At 69.6% G+C, this 19,042-nt stretch carries 14 protein-coding genes and 1 tRNA gene; 9 read left to right on the forward strand and 6 right to left on the reverse strand.

The features are described 5' to 3' along the window. Positions 1–95 precede the first annotated feature (95 nt). The 6 genes from OG852_RS35960 (at position 96) to OG852_RS35985 (ending at position 9,488) form a co-directional block, all read left to right on the forward strand. Positions 96–446, forward strand: a complete 351-nt coding sequence (locus tag OG852_RS35960) for a chorismate mutase (RefSeq protein WP_133910157.1) — start codon at positions 96–98, stop codon at positions 444–446. A gap of 141 nt (positions 447–587) precedes the next feature. Continuing rightward, positions 588–3,071, forward strand: a complete 2,484-nt coding sequence (gene pepN, locus OG852_RS35965; protein WP_330350110.1) for an aminopeptidase N — start codon at positions 588–590, stop codon at positions 3,069–3,071. 400 nt (positions 3,072–3,471) lie between these two features. Beyond that, positions 3,472–4,107: a DUF3800 domain-containing protein gene (locus OG852_RS35970; RefSeq protein WP_330350111.1), complete on the forward strand. Its 636-nt coding sequence runs from the start codon at positions 3,472–3,474 to the stop codon at positions 4,105–4,107. Between the two features lie 175 nt (positions 4,108–4,282). Next, a complete protein-coding gene (locus OG852_RS35975) occupies positions 4,283–6,484 on the forward strand; it encodes a hypothetical protein (RefSeq protein WP_330350112.1) in 2,202 nt (733 codons plus the stop codon). 141 nt (positions 6,485–6,625) lie between these two features. Next, positions 6,626–8,029, forward strand: a complete 1,404-nt coding sequence (locus OG852_RS35980) for a pyridoxal phosphate-dependent decarboxylase family protein (protein WP_330350113.1) — start codon at positions 6,626–6,628, stop codon at positions 8,027–8,029. 37 nt (positions 8,030–8,066) lie between these two features. Beyond that, the gene (locus OG852_RS35985) at positions 8,067–9,488 is read left to right on the forward strand and encodes a lysine N(6)-hydroxylase/L-ornithine N(5)-oxygenase family protein (protein ID WP_330350114.1); all 1,422 of its coding nucleotides are present in this window, start codon (positions 8,067–8,069) and stop codon (positions 9,486–9,488) included. Positions 9,489–9,515: 27 nt separating this feature from the next. On the opposite strand, the gene OG852_RS35990 is transcribed toward OG852_RS35985, so the two are convergent. Beyond that, positions 9,516–11,330 carry a bifunctional metallophosphatase/5'-nucleotidase gene (locus OG852_RS35990; protein WP_133910163.1) on the reverse strand — a complete coding sequence of 605 codons (1,815 nt, stop codon included), beginning with the start codon at positions 11,328–11,330 and terminating at the stop codon, positions 9,516–9,518. 174 nt (positions 11,331–11,504) lie between these two features. Here OG852_RS35990 and OG852_RS35995 point away from each other — a divergent pair, with 174 nt between their 5' ends. Beyond that, entirely contained in the window at positions 11,505–12,209 is a 705-nt protein-coding gene (locus OG852_RS35995; protein WP_133910164.1) for an SIMPL domain-containing protein, read from the forward strand. A gap of 156 nt (positions 12,210–12,365) precedes the next feature. After that, entirely contained in the window at positions 12,366–13,802 is a 1,437-nt protein-coding gene (gene pyk / locus OG852_RS36000) for a pyruvate kinase (protein ID WP_330350115.1), read from the forward strand. A 7-nt stretch (positions 13,803–13,809) separates the two neighbouring features. On the opposite strand, the gene OG852_RS36005 is transcribed toward pyk, so the two are convergent. Continuing rightward, the gene (locus tag OG852_RS36005) at positions 13,810–14,565 is read right to left on the reverse strand and encodes a helix-turn-helix domain-containing protein (RefSeq protein ID WP_330350116.1); all 756 of its coding nucleotides are present in this window, start codon (positions 14,563–14,565) and stop codon (positions 13,810–13,812) included. Positions 14,566–14,671: 106 nt separating this feature from the next. Continuing rightward, positions 14,672–14,745: transfer RNA gene (locus tag OG852_RS36010), tRNA-Leu, on the reverse strand. A gap of 101 nt (positions 14,746–14,846) precedes the next feature. Here OG852_RS36010 and OG852_RS36015 point away from each other — a divergent pair. Further along, the gene (locus OG852_RS36015; protein WP_133910167.1) at positions 14,847–15,503 is read left to right on the forward strand and encodes an ANTAR domain-containing response regulator; all 657 of its coding nucleotides are present in this window, start codon (positions 14,847–14,849) and stop codon (positions 15,501–15,503) included. Positions 15,504–15,580: 77 nt separating this feature from the next. Here OG852_RS36015 and OG852_RS36020 read toward each other — a convergent pair whose 3' ends face one another. From OG852_RS36020 to OG852_RS36030, 3 genes are read right to left on the reverse strand one after another with little or no spacing between them, the layout of a single operon-like run. After that, positions 15,581–16,297, reverse strand: coding sequence for an ABC transporter ATP-binding protein (locus OG852_RS36020; RefSeq protein ID WP_133910168.1), 717 nt, complete (start codon positions 16,295–16,297; stop codon positions 15,581–15,583). After that, positions 16,294–17,205 (reverse strand): ABC transporter ATP-binding protein, encoded by a 912-nt coding sequence (locus tag OG852_RS36025; protein ID WP_330350117.1) that lies wholly within the window; start codon positions 17,203–17,205, stop codon positions 16,294–16,296. Before OG852_RS36025 ends, OG852_RS36020 begins: the two co-directional genes overlap by 4 nt. Positions 17,206–17,210: 5 nt before the next feature. After that, positions 17,211–19,037 (reverse strand): branched-chain amino acid ABC transporter permease, encoded by a 1,827-nt coding sequence (locus OG852_RS36030; RefSeq protein WP_133910170.1) that lies wholly within the window; start codon positions 19,035–19,037, stop codon positions 17,211–17,213. Positions 19,038–19,042: the final 5 nt, after the last annotated feature.

Here is a 19,042-nt window from a genome sequence, read left to right on the forward strand (position 1 = left end):
GATTCCACTGTACGAGGAGGCCGCCGCGGCAGGAGCCGGCGCGAGGGAGCCGCCGGTGACGGGCCCCCGAGGGCGACGCACTAGGGTGATCGCCCATGACCACCCGCAACACCCCCGGAACCGGCACCGAAGGCGTCGACCCGGCCGTCCGCGCCGAACTCGACCGGCTGCGCGACAGCATCGACAACATCGACGCGGCCGTCGTCCACATGCTCGCCGAGCGCTTCAAGGCCACCCAGCAGGTCGGCCACCTCAAGGCCCGCCACCAGCTTCCCGCCGCCGACCCGACCCGCGAGGCCCGCCAGATCGAACGGCTGCGCACCCTCGCCGAGAGCGCCAAGCTCGACCCCGCGTTCGCCGAGAAGTTCCTCAACTTCATCATCGCCGAGGTGATCCGCCACCACGAGCGCATCGCCGAGGACACGGCGGCCCCCACGGCGGGCTGAGCCCGCCCCACGACGGCGAGATCCGGCCGGGCCCCGCCCCCACCACGGGGGATGCCCGGCGGCTCCGGCGCGGGAAGGGACATAGGGTGCGTAACGATCCGCCCCTGTGCCCGGCCTGCGGCATCGGGCAGCATGTCGTGCATGTCCGTACTGACGCGCGACGAAGCGCTGACCCGTGCCCGACTCCTCGACGTCCACCGCTACACCATCGAGCTCGACCTGACCACCGGCGACGAGACCTTCGGCTCCCGCACCGCCATCAGGTTCACCGCACGCGCCGATGGGGACACCTTCGTCGAGGTCAAGCCAGCCGAACTGCGCTCGGTCACGCTCGACGGACAGCCCCTCGACCCCGACGGCCTCGACGGCAACCGGATCGCGCTGAAGAACCTCGGCGCCGGGGAACACGAACTGCGCGTCGACGCCGACATGCGCTACTCCCGCACCGGCGAGGGCATGCACCGCTTCACCGACCCCAGCGACGGTGAGACCTACCTCTACACCCAGCTCTTCATGGACGACGTCCAGCGCGTCTTCGCCGCCTTCGACCAGCCCGACCTCAAGGCCGTCTTCGACCTGACCGTCAAGGCCCCCGAGAACTGGACCGTCCTCGCCAACGGCGTCACCGAACACCTCGGCGACGGACGGTGGCGGGCCGCCACCACCCCCCTCATCTCCACCTACCTCGTCGCCGTCGCCGCCGGCCCCTGGCACTCCGTGCGCACCGAACACCGTGGCCTGCCCTTCGGCCTCCACTGCCGCCGCTCCCTCGCCCCCCACCTCGACGCCGACGCCGACGAGCTCCTCGACATCACCCGCGCCTGCTTCGACCGCTACCACGAGAAGTTCGAGGAGCCCTACCCCTTCGACTCCTACGACCAGGCCTTCGTCCCCGAGTTCAACGCCGGCGCCATGGAGAACCCCGGACTCGTCACGTTCCGCGACGAGTTCGTCTACCGCTCCGCCGTCACCGACACCGAACGCCAGACCCGCGCCATGGTCGTCGCCCACGAGATGGCCCACATGTGGTTCGGCGACCTCGTCACCCTCACCTGGTGGGACGACATCTGGCTCAACGAGTCCTTCGCCGAGTACATGGGCTACCAGACCCTCACCGAAGCCACCCGCTTCACCGACACCTGGACCGACTTCGGCGTCGTCCGCAAGGCCTGGGGCTACGACGCCGACCAGCGCCCCTCCACCCACCCCGTCGCCCCCGAGGACGTCCCCGACACCGCCTCCGCCCTGCTCAACTTCGACGGCATCTCCTACGCCAAGGGCGCCTCCGCCCTGCGCCAGCTCGTCACCTGGCTCGGGGAGAAGGACTTCCTCGCCGGCATCAACACCCACTTCGCCCGCCACCGGTTCGCCAACGCCACCCTCGCCGACTTCATCGACTCCCTCGCCGCCGGCACCGACCGCGACGTCCACGCCTGGGCCGACGCCTGGCTGCGCACCACCGGCGTCGACACCCTCACCCCCGTCGTCACCGGCGCCAACGGCGACCACCACCTCACCGTCGAACGCACCGGCAGCCGCCCCCACCGCATCGCCGTCGGCCTCTACGACCTCGACCTCCCCGGCGACGAGGGCCGCCTCACCCGGCGCGCCCCCCTCGAACTCGACCTCCCGCACACCACCCCCGTCCCCCTCGGCAAGCGCCCCACCCTGCTCCTCCTCAACGACGGCGACCTCACCTACGCCAAGATCCGCTTCGACCCCCACTCCTTCGAGGGCGTCACCGCCCACCTGTGCGGACTGCCCGACCCGCTCACCCGCGCCGTCGTCTGGAACGCCCTGCGCGACGCCGTACGCGACGGCGAACTCGCCCCCACCGCCTACCTCGACACCGCCCGCGCCCACCTCCCGCACGAGACCGACCTCGCCCTCGTCCAGGGCGTCCTCGCCTTCGCCGGCACCCACGTCGCCGCCCGCCACCTCGCCCCCGAGGACCGCCCCGCCGCCCTCGCCACCCTCTCCGCCCTGTGCCGCGACCTCATCCGCCGCACCGAGGACGGCGACCACCCCGGCCTGCGCCTGATCGCCGTACGCCACTTCATCAACGTCGCCGCCCAGCCCGACACCATCGCCGCCTGGTTCGCCGACGGCACCGTCCCCGGCGGCCCCGAACTCGACCCCGACCTGCGCTGGCGCATCCTCGCCCGGCTCGCCGTCCTCGGCGCCACCGACGAGACCGCCATCGCCGCCGAACTCGAGCGCGACCCGTCCGCCACCGGCCGCGAGGGCGCCGCCCGCTGCCGCGCCGCCCTGCCCGACGAGGACGCCAAGGCGAGGGCCTGGGCCGCCATGTTCGCCTCCGACGACCTCTCCAACTACCTCTTCACCGCCACCGCCCAGGGCTTCTGGCAGCCGGAACAGGCCGGCCTCGTCCGCCCGTACGTCGCCCGCTACTACGAGGACGCCGTCGCCGTCGCCGCCCGCCGCGGCCCCGCCATCGCCGACGCCGCAGGCCACTGGGCCTTCCCCGTGCACGCCATCGACCCCGAGGCGCTCGCCCTCGGCGAGACCTGTCTGCGCGACGCCGACCCCATCCCGGCCCTGCGCCGCAAGCTGACCGACCAACTGGACGATCTGAAGAGGGCGTTGCGGGTACGGGGCGAGTGAACTCGGTGAGCGCTTCCCCGGCTCGGGCATGGCGGGGGAGCGCCAGCGTGGCGCGTGCGTGAAGAAGTTGACGGTGTGAAAGATGCGGGTCTAGCCTGAAAGGAGTACGAGCCCTTCATCGCTCCGCGACCAGCAGACGGCACCAGGCCGGATGTCACTCGCACTCGAACTGGCGGACCCCGGAGATCACTTGAATCTCAGCGGGCCACCGAGGGAGAGGACGAGGAGCGAAGCGATGGATGACGCAGCGCGTATCGCCCGAATCCGTTTGCCTGACCGGCCCGAAGGCCGGCTGGAGTGATCAGTTCGACGCGGTGCAGCCGCCTGTCGTTCTGGTGACCCTTCGGATTCGAGCGAAAGGCCAGGAACAGCCATCAGTGCATCTCAGCCGGTCGATCGTGTGTACTACATCGACGACTCAGGCATCCCCAGCAGTGGCCTCGCGCTCTATACCGCCGTGGGCGTCCCGAAGGCCGAAGCCGCACGTGTTCTGCGTGTCTGGCAGGAACTTCGCGACCGTTGGTCCCGTGACCACGGAATCCCTCCCGAGTACGAGCTCCACGCCAACAATTTCCTCGCCGGTCGTGGGCGCCCGGGTGGCCGCAACCCGCTCAAGATAGAGCGCTACCGCATGGCCCAAGAAGCGCTCGACGTGATCGCGGCGCAGCCTGGCCTCGACATCGTCACCGTCTACACCCAGGACGCCACCCACTGGGGCCGGGCCAAGCGACGCGCCTACGACCGGCTTCTGCGCGTGCTCGACCAGCGCCTGGCCGAGGCGGGCGAGACTGCCGCTCTGGTCGTCGACGGAGACGGTAGCGAGCACCTCTACGACGAGGTGCACCTGAGCCTGCGCCCGAGCCGTATCCCGCTGTCGGCCGTGGCGATCCCGGCCCACGTCTCGACGTGGCTGCAGATGGCCGACCTCGTCGCGTACTGCGGCTGCCAGGCGATCGCCCGCCAGGAGAACAGGCGGTTCATGTGGGGTTGGTACGGCCGGCACCTCCCCAAGGCGCTCGCACCCGAGCGGTGCTGACAGCCGCTTCCTACGTGACGAGCCCCGGCCGATGGCCGGGGCTCGTGGAAGCAGACCTGGCGCACGCTCCTGCGTGGCCCTGACTGCACCCCCAAGTCTACCGGCCCGGATGACCTCGGGCCAGTGAACAAGCGAGTGAATTATGGGACCTCGGCAGCTCAATGAAAGGAAGAACGTGGCAACATCCGCTGAATCCCAGGACCAGCTCGGCTCTGGTCAGCGTATCGAAGCCTCCGAAGGGGGCCCCGAGACGATCTCGTTCACCTTCGAAGGTGAGGAATTCACCGTCTCGGGCTTCGAACGCTCCCTGCCCGATCCTTCCACCCCCGGCGACCGAGCCCAACTCGTCAAGGCCGGCCTGCAGGCGGACGGCGCCGCCCTCGACGAGGACGCCTGGCATGCCGTCGCCCGCGCCATCATCTCGCCCGAGGCCGCTGCCGCCCAGTTGCGTTCCGCCAAGGGACAGGCCTCGGCCCTGATTGAAGAGCACGTCGAAGGCGCCACCCTCCGCTCACTGCACACCCGGGTCTGGCTGACCGAACTGTTCCCCGGACACCAGCCGCGCACCAGCCAGGGGGCCCTCCCCGTCGAGGACCCCGAGGTCCACGGCGACGTCGACGAGCAGGGACGCCCCTACGCCCGGGTCGTCTACCGTTACCGCGACCGGAAGCACCTGCGCGACCACCTGGCCCAGACCATAGAACAGACCAGGCACGCCAACCCCAACCCCTACGACCGCTCGATCCTCGCCCGGCGGATCACCCGAGCCGTCATCGCACACCCCTGCCGACTTGAATTCGCCGACGGCGACGAACACATGGACGTCCTCGCCGTACGCGACGGCATCACCCGGCTGACCAGCGCGTGGGCCCTGCTCACCGACGGCGCCTCGCCCTACGCCGACGAGATCGCGGCCACGGCGCTGCGCGTCCTGACCGCCGAGAAGACCCAGCGGCGAGGCGCCGCCGAGAGGTCCCTCAGCCAGCGCATGGCGCTGGGCCGGCAGGAAGCACTCAACGGGTTCCTCGCGGAGTTTCAGCGAGGTGTCAACCAGCCGCAGCCCGCAGACCGTTCCGTACGCCTCGGTCAGACACTTGTCGTGCCTGCCCAGGTCACGGTGGGCATCCACCGGCACGGCTCCGCAGGACTCTCCGCGGAGGAGGTCTTCGACGACGCCGTTCGCTCCATCCTCGCCTCGATCCACGTCGAATTCCGCCACTGGGAGGCCGCCGCACAGAATGTGGAGGTGGGAAGCCGCGCCATCAGCCGGGTACGGCTTCCCGGACTCCCGCAGAACAGCCTCCTCGACGGGATCATCGGCCTTGCCCTGGGACGCCGCAAGCCGGAGGACCTGCCCGGCGTCTTCGGCAGGAGCGATATCCCGGGCACACCCCTCTGGCGTGCCGTCTACCTGACCCACTTCCTCACCCGGCCCGAGGTCTTCGAGCAGGTGAAGAGGTTCGCCAAGGACATCAAGGGCACCAGCCGGATGAACACCGCAGGGTACGCAGAGCTCCTCGGTCCCGTCATCGACCTGCCCTGGCGTGGCTACAAGGCGGGCTCGCTCCAGCAGGCCCGCAACGCCTGGGCCAACGGCGGTGTACTCACCAAGGGAGTACTGGGCGACTGGCAGCCCACTCCGGACACCGACTTCACCGATCTCGTGGAACCGGCGCTGAAGGGGAACAACGACGCCCGCCAGACCCTCGCGGTCGCAGGCGGTATCGCGCTCATCGCGGACAAACTCATCACCCGCAACGTCGGCTCCGCCGTGGGCAGAACCGTCCCGTTCCGCGCCAACACCGACCAGATCGTCGCCGGCCTCGCCGAGTCGGAGAAGGGACTGTGGAGTCTGGCCCTCGCGGCCAATGCCTTCGAGGCCAGGCGGGAATGCCTGAACTCCTTCACCGACGCCCAACTCCTGGCGCGCAACACGGCCGACATGTACACCATCCCGGCCGTCGACCTGGCCGCGCCGGACAAGTTGGCGCGGGACGCCGGCGGCCGGGCGGTCCAACCCCTCGACCAGTGGACCCTCGTCGCCCTCTCCAACCCCGACAAGGCCCAGCAGGCCGAACAGGAGCGGCAGCAGAACCAGGACGCCGACGGCTCCCAGCAGACGGTCGCCGAGAAACTCGCCGTCGAACGACGTGCCCTGCGACAGGCTGTGACCGAAGCCCGATTCGCCGTCGAGCGCCTGCTCAAAATCGCAGACGGCCCCGATGCCAGGGCCACCACCGTGCATCCCTTCGGATCGCAGGAGGAACTGGACCGGATGATCGCCGAGGTGCATCAACTCGTCGGCCAGATCACCCTGCACACGCAGGCGGCTGAGCAGGAGCCGGAAGAAGACGAGGACGACGAGTTCACGGACTGACTCGTCCACAGAACGACCCGCAGCACCACCGCGACGACCGGTATCCACTTTCGGGTACCGATCGTTGCTCTTTTCGGGCGTGTCTCCACATCGGCGTACAAGCTGGAGCCCCCTCTGCCCCGCGCCCGACCGGAGGACCCGATGAGCAACCCCCCGCTCGCCTCAGGCCCCGACGGCGCCGGCGCGCTCCGGCCCCTGCTCGCCGCCGTCCTCGACGCCCTCGACGCGGGCGCACGGGCCCGCGGCGGCCCCCTCCCCGCCGGCGGCCCCGACGCGGTCGCCGCCCGCCTGAGGGCCGCCGTCGGCGACGTACTCCCCGAAGACGGTGACCCGCACGCCCTCACCGACCTCGTCCACGCCCTCGCCGAAGGCTCCGCCGACCCCGCGCACCCCCGGTGCGCCGCCCATCTGCACTGCCCGCCCCTCGCCGTCGCCACCGCCGCCGACCTCGCCGTCTGCGCCCTCAACCCCTCCCTCGACTCCTGGGACCAGGCCCCGGCGGCCTCGGAGCTGGAGGCGCTCGTGACACGGGCACTCACGAGGGAGGTCTACGCACCCCAGGGCGACGACACCCGGACAGCACCCCCAGCCGACGACGTCCGCAACCCGCCCCACCCCGACGCCCTCGTCACCACCGGCGGCACCGAGTCCAACCAGCTCGCCCTCCTCCTCGCCCGCGAGACCCTCGGCCCCACCGTCCGCCTCCTGTGCGGCGGCAACGCCCACCACTCCCTCACCCGCGCCGCCTGGCTCCTCGGCCTGCCCGCACCCGTCGTCGTCCCGGCCCCCACCGGCACCCTCGACCCCGCCGCGCTCCACGCCGCCCTCACCACCGTCCCCGGTCCCCACCTGGTCGCCGCCACCGCGGGCACCACCGACGCCGGACTCATCGACCCCCTCCCCGCCGTCGCCGCCCTCTGCGCGACCCACGGCGCCCGCCTCCACATCGACGCCGCCTACGGAGGCGGACTCCTCTTCAGCGACCGCCACCGCCCGAAACTCGACGGACTCGACGCCGCCCACACCGTCACCCTCGACCTGCACAAACTCGGCTGGCAGCCCGTCGCCGCCGGACTCCTCGCCGTCCGCGACCCCGCCGACCTCACCGCCCTGAACCAGCACGCCGACTACCTCAACGCCGACGACGACACCGAGGCCGGCCTCCCCGACCTCCTGGGCCGCTCCCTGCGCACCACCCGCCGACCCGACGTCCTCAAGATCGCCGTCACCCTCAAGACCCTCGGCCGCCACGGCCTCGGCACCCTCGTCGACCAGGTCTGCGACCACGCCCACGCCTTCGCCGCCCTGGTCCGCGACCACCCCGGCCTCGAACTCCACGCCGAGCCCACCATCAGCACCGTCCTCTTCCGCCCCACCGGCGCCCCCGACACCGCCGTCGCCGCGATACGCCGCCGCCTCCTCACCGACGGCCACGCCGTCCTCGGCCGCGCCCGCCTCGACGGCCGCCTCTGGCTCAAGACCACCCTCCTCAACCCGCACACCCGCCCCCACGACCTGGCCGCCCTCCTGGCAGCGGTGGCCTGAGAACGCCTCACAACCGGTGGAAGGAAAGCACCCGCGCATGAACACGCCCCCACCCCCGGACTCCGACACCCCCCGCGACCTCGTCGGCATCGGCATCGGCCCCAGCAACCTCTCCCTCGCCGCCCTCGCCCACCCCCTCGCCGAACTCGACACCGTCTTCTACGAACAACGCCCCCGCTTCGACTGGCACCCCGGCCTCCTCATCGACGGCGCCCGCGTCCAGGTCCCCTTCCTCGCCGACCTCGTCACCCTCGCGGACCCCACCAATCCCTGGAGCTTCCTCAACTACCTCAAGACCCACCACCGCCTCTACCCCTTTTACTTCTCCGAGCACTTCCACATCCGGCGCGCCGAATACGACACCTACTGCCGCTGGGTCGCCGACCACCTCCCCGCACTCCACTTCCGCCACCAGGTCGACGCCGTCCGCTGGAACCCCGAACGCGACACCTTCGAAGTCGACTACACCCAGCTCGACACCGACGGCGAAGCCGAAGCCCTCGGCCGCACCCACACCCGCAACGTCGTCCTCGGCATCGGCACCGAACCCCACATCCCCGACCCCCTGCGCCCCCTCGTCGACACCCCCGGCGTCCCCGTGCTGCACGCCCGCGACTACCTCGCCCACCGCGACACCCTCCTCGCCGCCGGCCATGTCACCGTCGTCGGATCAGGACAGTCCGGCGCCGAGATCTTCCTCGACCTCCTGCGCCACCGCCCCGTGGGCCGCGAACAACTCCACTGGATCGGCCGCACCGAGGCCTTCGCCCCCATGGAGTACTCCAAGCTCGGCCTCGAACACTTCACCCCCGACTACACCCGCTACTTCCACGCCCTCGCCGAACCCGTCCGCGACCGTCTCGTCAGCGCCCACTGGCAACTCCACAAGGGCATCGACGCCGGCACCCTCGCCGCCATCCACGACGAGCTCTACCGCCGCACCCTCGACGGCGGCTGGCCCGACGCCGTCCTCACCCCCGGCGTCCGCGTCCGTACCGCCGGCCGCATCTCCACCACCCGCCTCGAACTCCACCTCGAACACACCCAGCAGAACACCCGCTCCCGCCTCACCACCGACGCCGTCGTCCTCGCCACCGGCCACCGCGAGCGCCCCCTCGACCGCATCCTCGCCGGCCTCGACCCCTACATGCGCCGCGACAGCGCCGGACGCCCCCGCATCGACGAACAGTTCCGCCTCGTCCTCGACCCCTCCGTCACCGCCACCGGCTGCCACGTCTACGTACAGAACGGCGAGCGCCACACCCACGGCGTCGGCGCCCCCGACCTCGGCCTCGCCGCCTGGCGCAGCGCCACCGTCCTCAACACCCTCACCGGCAAGGACAACTACCCCCTGCCCACCCGCACCGCCTTCACCACCTTCGGCCTCGAACAACGACAGCCCCAGATCCCGCCCGCACGCCGGCCCCACCCGCTGACCCCCCTGCGCGACGGAATCTGAGGCCGTCACCTCGGATCAGAGCACGGCTCAGAACACCGGCGTACCGTCCCGCGTGAGCTTCCAGTCCACCGAAGCGAAGTCCTTCGGGTCCAGCACACCCTTCGCGGTCACCCACTCCGCGATCCGCGTCCGGATCTCCGTCGACTCCGACCACAGCTCGGTGGCGGAGGCCACATGCGGGAACGCGCCACCGCCGTTCGCCCGGTAGTTGTTCACCGCGAACACGAACTGCTGCGCGTCGTCCAGCGCCGCCCCCTCGAACGTCAGGTTCTTGATCCGCGAACCCGCCGCCTGCGCGATGTCGATGTCGTACGACAGCCCCGACACATAGTCGTAGTTGTAGTCCGGCCGGTTGTTCGCGTTCGTCAGCTTCTCGACGTCCACGACCGTGCCGGCGGCCGTCTGCACGAAGTACTCCGCCGAGTACTCCAGGTACGCCTTGATCTGCGCACCCGTCAGCAGCTTCGCCACCAGCGTGTTGTCGTACACGTACAGGCTCGACAGATCGCGGATCGTCACGTTGCCCGCCGGGATCTCCGACGTACGGGAGAACGGCGACGCCTGCGAGATCACCGGCAGCGACGCGTACGACGTCCCCGCCAGCGCCGCCTTGACGACGTCCTCCTGGACCTTGGTGATCAGGTCGATGATCGGGGCGTCCTTGTACCGCGCCTCGACCGTCGTCAGCGTCTCGGTCGCCGTACCGACCACCTGGTTGACGTACTCCACGACCTTCGCGTGCTCGTCGCTCAGCAGCTTGGTGATCTTCGGGTCGTCGGCCACGGTGTTGGAGTTCAGCACCTTCGACGCCACCGACTCGACCGTCCACCGCCCCTTCTCGAACACCAGCTCGATGTCGAACACGGACAGCCGCTCGGCGTAGGCCAGCGGCTCCGACAGGACGACCGTCCTCCCGGTCTTCTCGTTCGTGACCCTCAGCTCCGGAATCTCCACGTGCGCGTGACCCACCAGCACCGCGTCGATGTCCGGCACCTGCTGCGCCACCAGCGCCGCGGAGTTCTCCACGTACGGCAACTGGTCACCGTACGAGGACGTCCCGGAGGACCCGGAGTGCGCCGACACGACCACCACGTCCGCGCCCATCGCCTTCAGCTTCGGCACCCACTTCGCGGCCTGCTCCTCCAGGCCCGGGAACGCCAGCTTGCCCTGCACGTACGCCTTGTCCCAGATGGCGATACCGGGGTTCGTGAGGCCCAGGATCGCGACCTTGACCGGCGGCGCGCCCTTCACGCAGAACGTCCTGATCGCGTACGGCTGGAAGGCCGGCCTCAGCGTCCTGGCGTCCACCGCGTTCGCGCCCAGCAGCGGGAACCGCAGCTGCGACTCGAACTTCCTCAGCGTCTCGATGCCGTAGTTGAACTCGTGGTTGCCCAGCGCCGCCGCGTCGTACCCGATCGCGTTCATCGCCTGCGCCATCGGGTGCACCGGACCGCCCTTGGCGGTGATCGGGTCCACCTTCGCGTAGTAGTACGTCAGCGGCGTGCCCTGGATCGTGTCGCCCGCGTCCAGCAGCAGGACGTTCTCCCGCCCCTTCTCGGCACGGATCTGGTTCACCAGCGTCGAGATGCGCGCGAGACCCTGGGCGTTGCCCGCCTTGTCCGTGTACTCCGCGTTCTTGAAGTAGTCCCAGTTGAAGACATGCCCGTGCAGGTCGGTCGTCCCGAGCACGGTCAGCGCGTACCGCTTCGGCTGCTTGACGGGCTTCCCCGGCTGCCTCGCCTCCGCGGCCCGCGCCGCCGGAGCCGCAGCCGCACCCGCGATCGCCACCCCCGCCCCGGTCACGGCGGACTTCTTCAGAAACTTCCGGCGGTTCAACGGCATGTCTCGAGCTCCTAGGGCGATGGTCAACAACGCGCGTAGACAAACGCGCGTAGATTCTGACCCGTGCATGACCGACCGCAACAGGCCCCGGAGGTTTCGATCTGGTGACCAGAGGGGGCGACGCCGGGTCAACTCCGCCCCCTCAAAAGGGAAAGGCGTGACATGGTGGGGCGTATGACCTCACCGCGGATTCCGCCGTACGGCACCCCCGACGCCCCCCTCCTCGCGGTACGCGGCGAGGCCGAACTGGAAACCGACCCCGACCTCGCCCACCTCGGCATCACCGTCACCGCACGCGGCAAGGAGCGCCGCACCACCCTCGACGACCTCACCCGGCGTAACGCCACCGTCGTGGAGCTGATCAAGTCCTACGGCGACGCGGTGGAGGACGTCTCGACAGGCGCGGTGTCCCTCACCCCGGAACTCGAGCGGCGCGGCCGGGGCGAACGCGTCCACGCCTACCACGGCCGCGTCCACCTCACCGCCGAGCTGACCGACTTCACCGCACTGGGTGAACTGGCGACACGCCTCGCCGACCTGGACCTCACCCGGGTCGACGGCCCCTGGTGGACCCTGCGCCCCGACTCGCCCGTCCACCGTGCCGCCCGCCGGCAGGCGGTACAGGACGCCGTACGGCGGGCCAAGGAGTACGCGGAGGCGCTGGGCACGACGGTCGGCGCACTGATCGAGCTGGCCGACACCGGAACCGGATCGGTACCGGGGCGCCCCCGGTCGGGCTTCGGCAGCCGGGTGCGGCGGATGTCGACGGCCGCGGAAGCGGAGGAGACGGCGCCCGAGCCGCTGGACCTCGAACCGCAGCGGATGCGGGTGCGGGCCGAGGTGAGCGCGCAATTCACGATGGTCCCGCCGACCCTGTGAATTCACCCTTTCGGTGAATGCGGGCACGAAATCGGTATGCTCATAAGAGCGGTACCCCGCACAATTCAACGCTTGTCAACTCCCCTTCACCAAACGGTTGTTGGCCGGTCACGTCCCCCCAATTCGCTACTGCCCGGTACGTCATAGGCTCGACTCATGCGCCGAGCGAAAATCGTCTGCACCCTGGGCCCCGCCACCGACTCCTACGACCAGATCAAAGCCCTGGTCGACGCCGGAATGGACGTCGCCCGCTTCAATCTCAGCCACGGCAGCCACGCCGAACACGACGAGCGCTACCACCGCGTCCGCAAGGCCTCCGACGAGACCGGCCGCAGCGTCGGCCTCCTCGCCGATCTTCAAGGCCCGAAGATCCGCCTCGGCCACTTCGCGGAAGGACCGGTACTCCTCGAACGCGACGACACCTTCACGATCACCGTGGAGGAAGGCGTGGCGGGTGACGGCAAGCGCTGCGGCACGACGTACGCCGGCCTGGCGCAGGACGTGACCCCCGGCGAGCGGATCCTCGTCGACGACGGCAAGGTCTGCCTGGAGGTCACGGAGGTCGTGGGCGCGGAGGTCCACACCCGTGTGGTCGAAGGCGGCGTCGTCTCCGACCACAAGGGCCTGAACCTCCCGGGCGTCGCCGTCTCGGTCCCCGCCCTGTCCAAGAAGGACGAGGAGGACCTGCGCTGGGCGCTCCGCACGGGCTTCGACGTGATCGCCCTGTCCTTCGTGCGCAGCGGCCGCGACATCCTGGACGTCCACCGCATCATGGACGAGGAGGGCCGCAGGCTGCCCGTCATCGCCAAGGTGGAGAAACCCCAGGCGGTGGAGGCGATCGACGACATCGTGGCCGCCTTCGACGGGATCATGGTCGCTCGTGGCGACCTCGGCGTCGAGATGCCCCTCGAACAGGTCCCGATCGTCCAGAAGCGAGCGATCAAGCTGGCGAAGCGCAACGCCAAGCCGGTCATCGTGGCGACCCAGATGCTCGACTCGATGATCGAGAACTCCCGCCCGACCCGCGCCGAGGCCTCGGACGTCGCGAACGCCGTGATCGACGGCACGGACGCCGTCATGCTCTCGGGCGAGACCAGCGTCGGCGCGTACGCGATCCAGACGGTCCGCACGATGGCCAGGATCGTGGCGGCGGCGGAGGAGGACATCCTGGCCAAGGGCCTCCCGCCCCTCACCGAACGCAACAAGCCCCGCACCCAGGGCGGCGCGGTCGCCCGGGCGGCGGCGGAGATCGGCGACTTCCTGAACGCCAAACTCCTGGTCGCCTTCACCCAGACCGGCGACACGGCCCGCCGCCTCTCCCGCTACCGCTCCCCGATCCCCCTCCTGGCCTTCACCCCGGAACAGTCGACCCGCTCCCAGCTGACCCTCACCTGGGGCGCGGAAACCTTCCTGGTCCCCCCGGTCGGCTCCACGGACGCGATGGTCGCCCAGGTGGACGAGCTGCTCCTGAAGTACGGCCGCTGCCACAAGGGCGACATCATCGTGATCACGGCAGGCTCCCCGCCGGGGGTCTCGGGCGCGACGAACCTGGTCCGCGTCCACCATGTGGGGGAGGACGACAGCCCGAAGTAGGGGCCTGTCAGTGTTTGGGACCTACGTGGGCGTCGAGTAGGGCGACGGAGGCTTTGCGGGCGACGGAGACGTTGAACGGTGTTCCGTTGCGGGTGCAGTAGGTCCACTCGACGCCCAGCTTGTCGAGGGTGTCGGTGTAGAGCCGCCGGATGTCGTCGGAGACGTTGGTGAAGAAGTAGCGGGGGTATTCGTAGCGCTTGCGCACTCCGGCGACGACGCGGGTGGTCCAGTTCGTGAGCCGACATCCGTCGGAGTGGATGAGGCCCCGGATGAACTCCCAGGGGTGGGCGTCGACGATGGCTTGCTGCCAAGGCTCAAGGGTGATTCGACGGTCGTGCTTCTTGCCGGGGCCGTGCTGAGGAAAGAGGCGCGGCCAGTGCTGTGAGTAGGACGTCACCGCGACGCAGCCCTGTCTCTGCAGGATGTACACGCCGATGCCCGGGCGCACCTTCCTGATGGCGTCGCGGCACAGTTCGATGAGCCCGGGCCACGCATCTGCGCAGGCGATGCGCAGGTAGTAGCCGCTGCGCCGATGCGGGCTAATGCATCCGTCGCCGAGATAGAGCCCGAGCAGATATGCGTATGCGCATTCGTCAGCGGGTGGTCCAGGGTCTTGAGGCGCGATACGAGGCAAGGGCTCTAGGCGGTCCTGCCAGGAGCGGATCGCGGCGCGGGAGATACCGGTCTGCTTGCTTACCGAATTCAGGCTCCGGCCCTGCGCTACGAGGGCGAGTGCGCGCTTGCGTGTGCTGACGTCGTACATGTGGCCACTCTGTGAGGGTGATCACGACGACACGCAGCAAAAAGCCGATGTTCACGAGAATGGGAACATCCGCTTTTGATTGGCGACCTTCGAATTGAAGGTTAAGTGCCCCGGGTGGGATTCGAACCCACACTGAATACCTTTTGAGGGTATCGTCTCTACCGATTGGACTACCGGAGCCTCTTCGAACCGAAGGTTAGTGTAGCCCCTCGGTGCCTCAAACATACAGGAGATAGGTAGGCTCTTGTCAGCAGTACCCCTGCCCTGAACGAGGAGCCCCCGTGACCGCCCCCGAGTCGCCCCAGCCCGTAGACGTGCCCGATGACGACAAGTCGCACGTGCCGCCGCTGACGACCCGTGTCGTCATCGCCGAGGACGAGGCCCTGATCCGGCTCGATCTCAAAGAGATGCTGGAGGAGGAGGGCTACAGCGTCGTCGGTGAGGCGGGTGACGGTGAGCAGGCGATCGAGCTGGCCCGCGAGCACCAGCCGGACCTCGTCATCCTCGACGTGAAGATGCCCAAGATGGACGGCATCTCCGCCGCCGAGAAGATCGCGGAGGAGCGCATCGCCCCCGTGCTGATGCTCACCGCCTTCTCGCAGCGGGACCTGGTCGAGCGGGCCCGGGACGCCGGTGCCATGGCGTACCTCGTGAAGCCCTTCAGCAAGAGTGATGTCGTGCCGGCCATCGAGATGGCCGTGTCCCGGTTCAACGAACTCAAGGAGCTGGAGAAGGAGGTCGCCGACCTCACGCTCCGGCTGGAGACCCGCAAGCTGGTCGATCGGGCCAAGTCGATCCTCCAGACGGAGTACGGGCTGACCGAGCCCGCCGCGTTCCGGTGGATCCAGAAGACCTCCATGGACCGGCGGATGTCGATGCAGCAGGTCGCCGAGGCCGTTATCGAGGACGCCGAGGAGAAGAAGGCCAACAAGGGCTGACCCCGCCACACGCACGACGAGGCCCGCACCCGGGGAAGGGGTGCGGGCCTCGTCGTATGCCGCGGAGAGGCGGAACCTCAGTCCTCGCCGAGGTAGGCCTTGCGGACCGACTCGTCGTGGAGGAGGTCCCGGCCGGTGCCGGAGAGGACGATGTTGCCGACCTCCATGACGTGACCCTGGTCCGCCAGGGAGAGCGCCGCCTGGGCGTTCTGCTCGATGAGCAGGATCGTCATGCCCTGGGACTTCAGCTCGGCGATGGTGGCCATGATCTTCTGCATCATGATGGGGGAGAGGCCCATGGAGGGCTCGTCCAGCATGAGCAGCTTCGGCTGGGACATCAGCGCGCGGCCCATGGCGAGCATCTGCTGCTCACCGCCGGACAGCGTGCCTGCGGCCTGCTTGCGGCGTTCTCCCAGGATCGGGAAGAGGTCGTAGGCGCGCTGGATGTCCTTCTCGATGCCCGCCTTGTCGCTGCGGAGGAAGGCGCCGAGGCGGAGGTTGTCCTCGATCGTCATGCGGGGGAAGATGTGCCGCCCCTCGGGGGAGTGGGCGAGCCCCAGCGAGACGATGTCGTGGGCGGCGACCTTCTTCAGCGACTTGCCGTTGAACTTGATCTGACCGCCGACCGGCTTGAGCAGCCCGGACAGGGTGCGCAGGGTGGTCGTCTTGCCGGCGCCGTTGGTGCCGATCAGGGTGACGACCTCGCCGGCCTCGACCTTGAAGGAGATGCCCTTGACGGCTTCGATCTTGCCGTAGGCGACCCGGAGGTCCTCGACTTCGAGCAGTGCGGTCATCGGTCGTTCTCCTTGCCCGGCGCGGCGTCCGTCGTGGTGTCGGCGTCAGCCCGGGCGGCGCCGGCCTCGGCGGCCTCGACTTCGGCGGCCTCCTCGTCGCCGGGGGCGTTCTCGAAGGGTTCGCCGAGGTAGGCGGCGATGACGCGCTCGTCGCCCTGGACGGTGGCGCTGTCGCCCTCGATGAGCTTCTCGCCCTGGACCAGGACGGCCACGCGGTCGCAGAGGTTGAAGATGAAGCGCATGTCGTGCTCGATGACGAGGACGGCGATGCCCTTGTCACGGATGGCGAAGACGAGTTCCTCGGTGGCTCGCGTCTCCTGGGGGTTCATACCGGCCGTGGGCTCGTCGAGGAGGAGCAGGCCCGGCTCGCTCGCCAGCGCTCGCGCGATCTCGAGCTTGCGCTGCTCGCCGTAGGGGAGGTTGCGGGCGAGGTGGTCGGCCTTCTTCTCGAGGCCCACGAACGCCAGGAGTTCCATGGCGCGTTCGCGGGAGGCCGCCTCGGCCTTGTGGAAGCCGGGGCCGCGCAGGACGGCCGACCAGAAACCTTCCTTCGTCCGCGTGTGACGGCCCACCAGCACGTTCTCCAGGACCGTCATGTTGGCGAACAGACGGATGTTCTGGAAGGTGCGGGCGATGCCGGCGGCGGTGACCTTGAAGGACTTGGGCGGCAGGACGGTGCCCTTGTAGCGGACCTCGCCCTCGGTCGGGATGTAGAGGCCGGTGAGGCAGTTGAAGAAGGTCGTCTTGCCGGCGCCGTTGGGGCCGATGAGGCCGACGATCTCGCCGCTGTTGACGGTGAGGTTGACGTCGCGGACGGCGGTGAGGCCGCCGAAGCGCATGGTGACGCCGCGTGCGTCGAGGACCGTCTCGCCGGTGGGGGCGACCGTGGTGGTGGTGTCGGTGGTCATGGTGGTCAGGCCCCTGCCTTCGTGAGGACGGTGGGCGCTTCCGCTTCCTCGTGGAACTCGAGCTGGCGGCGGCGGTTGGGGATCATGCCCTCCGGCCGGAAGCGCATCAGCAGGATGAGTGCGAGGCCGAAGGCGAAGAGCTGGTAGTCGCCCAGGAACTGGAGCTTGTTGGGGATGAGGAAGAGCAGGGAGGCGCCGATGAGGGGGCCGCCGATGGTGCCCATGCCGCCGAGGACGACCGCGGCGAGGAGGAAGGCGGAGTTGGGCGGGATGGGGCCGGCGAAGAGGTACTGCTCGGGCGTCACGGTGTAGGTGACGTGGGCCTGGACGGTGCCGGCGAGGCCGGCGAGGGAGGCGCCGACGGCGAAGGCGATGAGCTTGACGCGGAAGCCGTTGATGCCCATGGCGAGGGCGGCGGTCTCGTCCTCACGGATGGCGACCCAGGCGCGGCCGATGCGGGAGTCTCCGCTGCGCCGGAAGACCAGCACCACGATGGCGGTGATGATGAGCATCAGGAAGAAGTAGTTGGCGAAGCGGCCGATGTCGACGCCGAGGATGTTGTGGACGGCTCCGAAGTCGAACCCGAGGATGTTCAGGTTCGGGATGGAGGAGATGCCGTTGGATCCGTTGGTGATGTCGGGGCCGGAGGTGCCGTCGAGGTTGTTGGCGGTGATGCGGAAGATCTCACCGAAGCCGAGGGTGACGATGGCGAGGTAGTCGCCGCGCAGGCGCAGGGTCGGGGCGCCGATGAGGACGCCGAAGACCAGGGAGGCGGCGCAGCCGACGAGTGCGGCGGCCCAGAAGGGGAAGTGCACGTCGAACGGCGAGCTCGGGGACCCGGAGACCATGGCGGCCGCGTAGGCGCCGACGCCGAGGAAGGCGACGTAACCGAGGTCGAGGAGGCCGGCGAGGCCGACGACGATGTTCAGGCCGAGGGCGACGGTGGCGAAGATGAGGATGTAGACGCCGAGGGTCGCGTACTGGTCGTCGGTCTGGGTGAAGGGGAACGCTGCGGCGGCCACGAACGCGCCGCAGATGGTGATGTTCTGGTGCCGGGCGGTGATCTGGCTCGCCTGGGCGACGAGGCCGGCCTTGCCGACGGCGGCGAAGCCGAAGCCGGCGGTGATGAGGAAGCCGATGAACAGTTCGTCGTACTCGGTGCCGATGCCGTAGGTGAAGACGGTGAGGGCGAGGGCGAGGACGGCGGCGATGATCAGGATCTCGGCGTAGGCGGGCAGGGCCGGGGCGGGACGCGCGGTCCCGGAGCCGAAGGCGGCCTTGACGGTCTGCCACTGGTGGCCGAGCTTGTGCTTGGCGTGCTCCCACGACGTGTCGTCGGGGTCGATCGGGTCGGGCTCGGGGTGTTCGAACGGCAGGGCCAGGGCGCCGAGGAAAGCGGCGAGGCTGGCCACGGCGACGAGGTAGCCGCCGGGTTCGAGGTTGACGACACCGCCGAGGTCGGTGCTGATCGCGATGACGGTGTACCAGGCGGTCGCGAAGGTGGCGAGCGCGGCGAACTTGATCGCGCCGTCGGCGCCGGCGGGGGTGAGCCAGCCGAGGCCCTTGACGCCGTAGGAGGCGAGGGCGAAGAGGGTGGTGAGGGCTCCGCCGATGAGGACGAGGACCTGCAGGCCGCCCGGGTAGCCGTAGACGGTGAGGTCGCCGGGGAAGGCGGAGGTCCAGGTCCAGGCGAGGAAGGTGGAGATGACGGTGAGGATCGCGCCGCCGGTGGTGAGGGCGCGGGCGGCGGTCTCGGGGATGCCGATGAGGCCGGCGGGAGCGGGCGGTGCGGCGTCGCCGAAGGCTTCGGGTGTGGTGGTCTGTGTCGTCATCGGTG

The sequence above is a fragment of the Streptomyces sp. NBC_00582 genome (assembly GCF_036345155.1).
GTDB lineage: Bacteria > Actinomycetota > Actinomycetes > Streptomycetales > Streptomycetaceae > Streptomyces.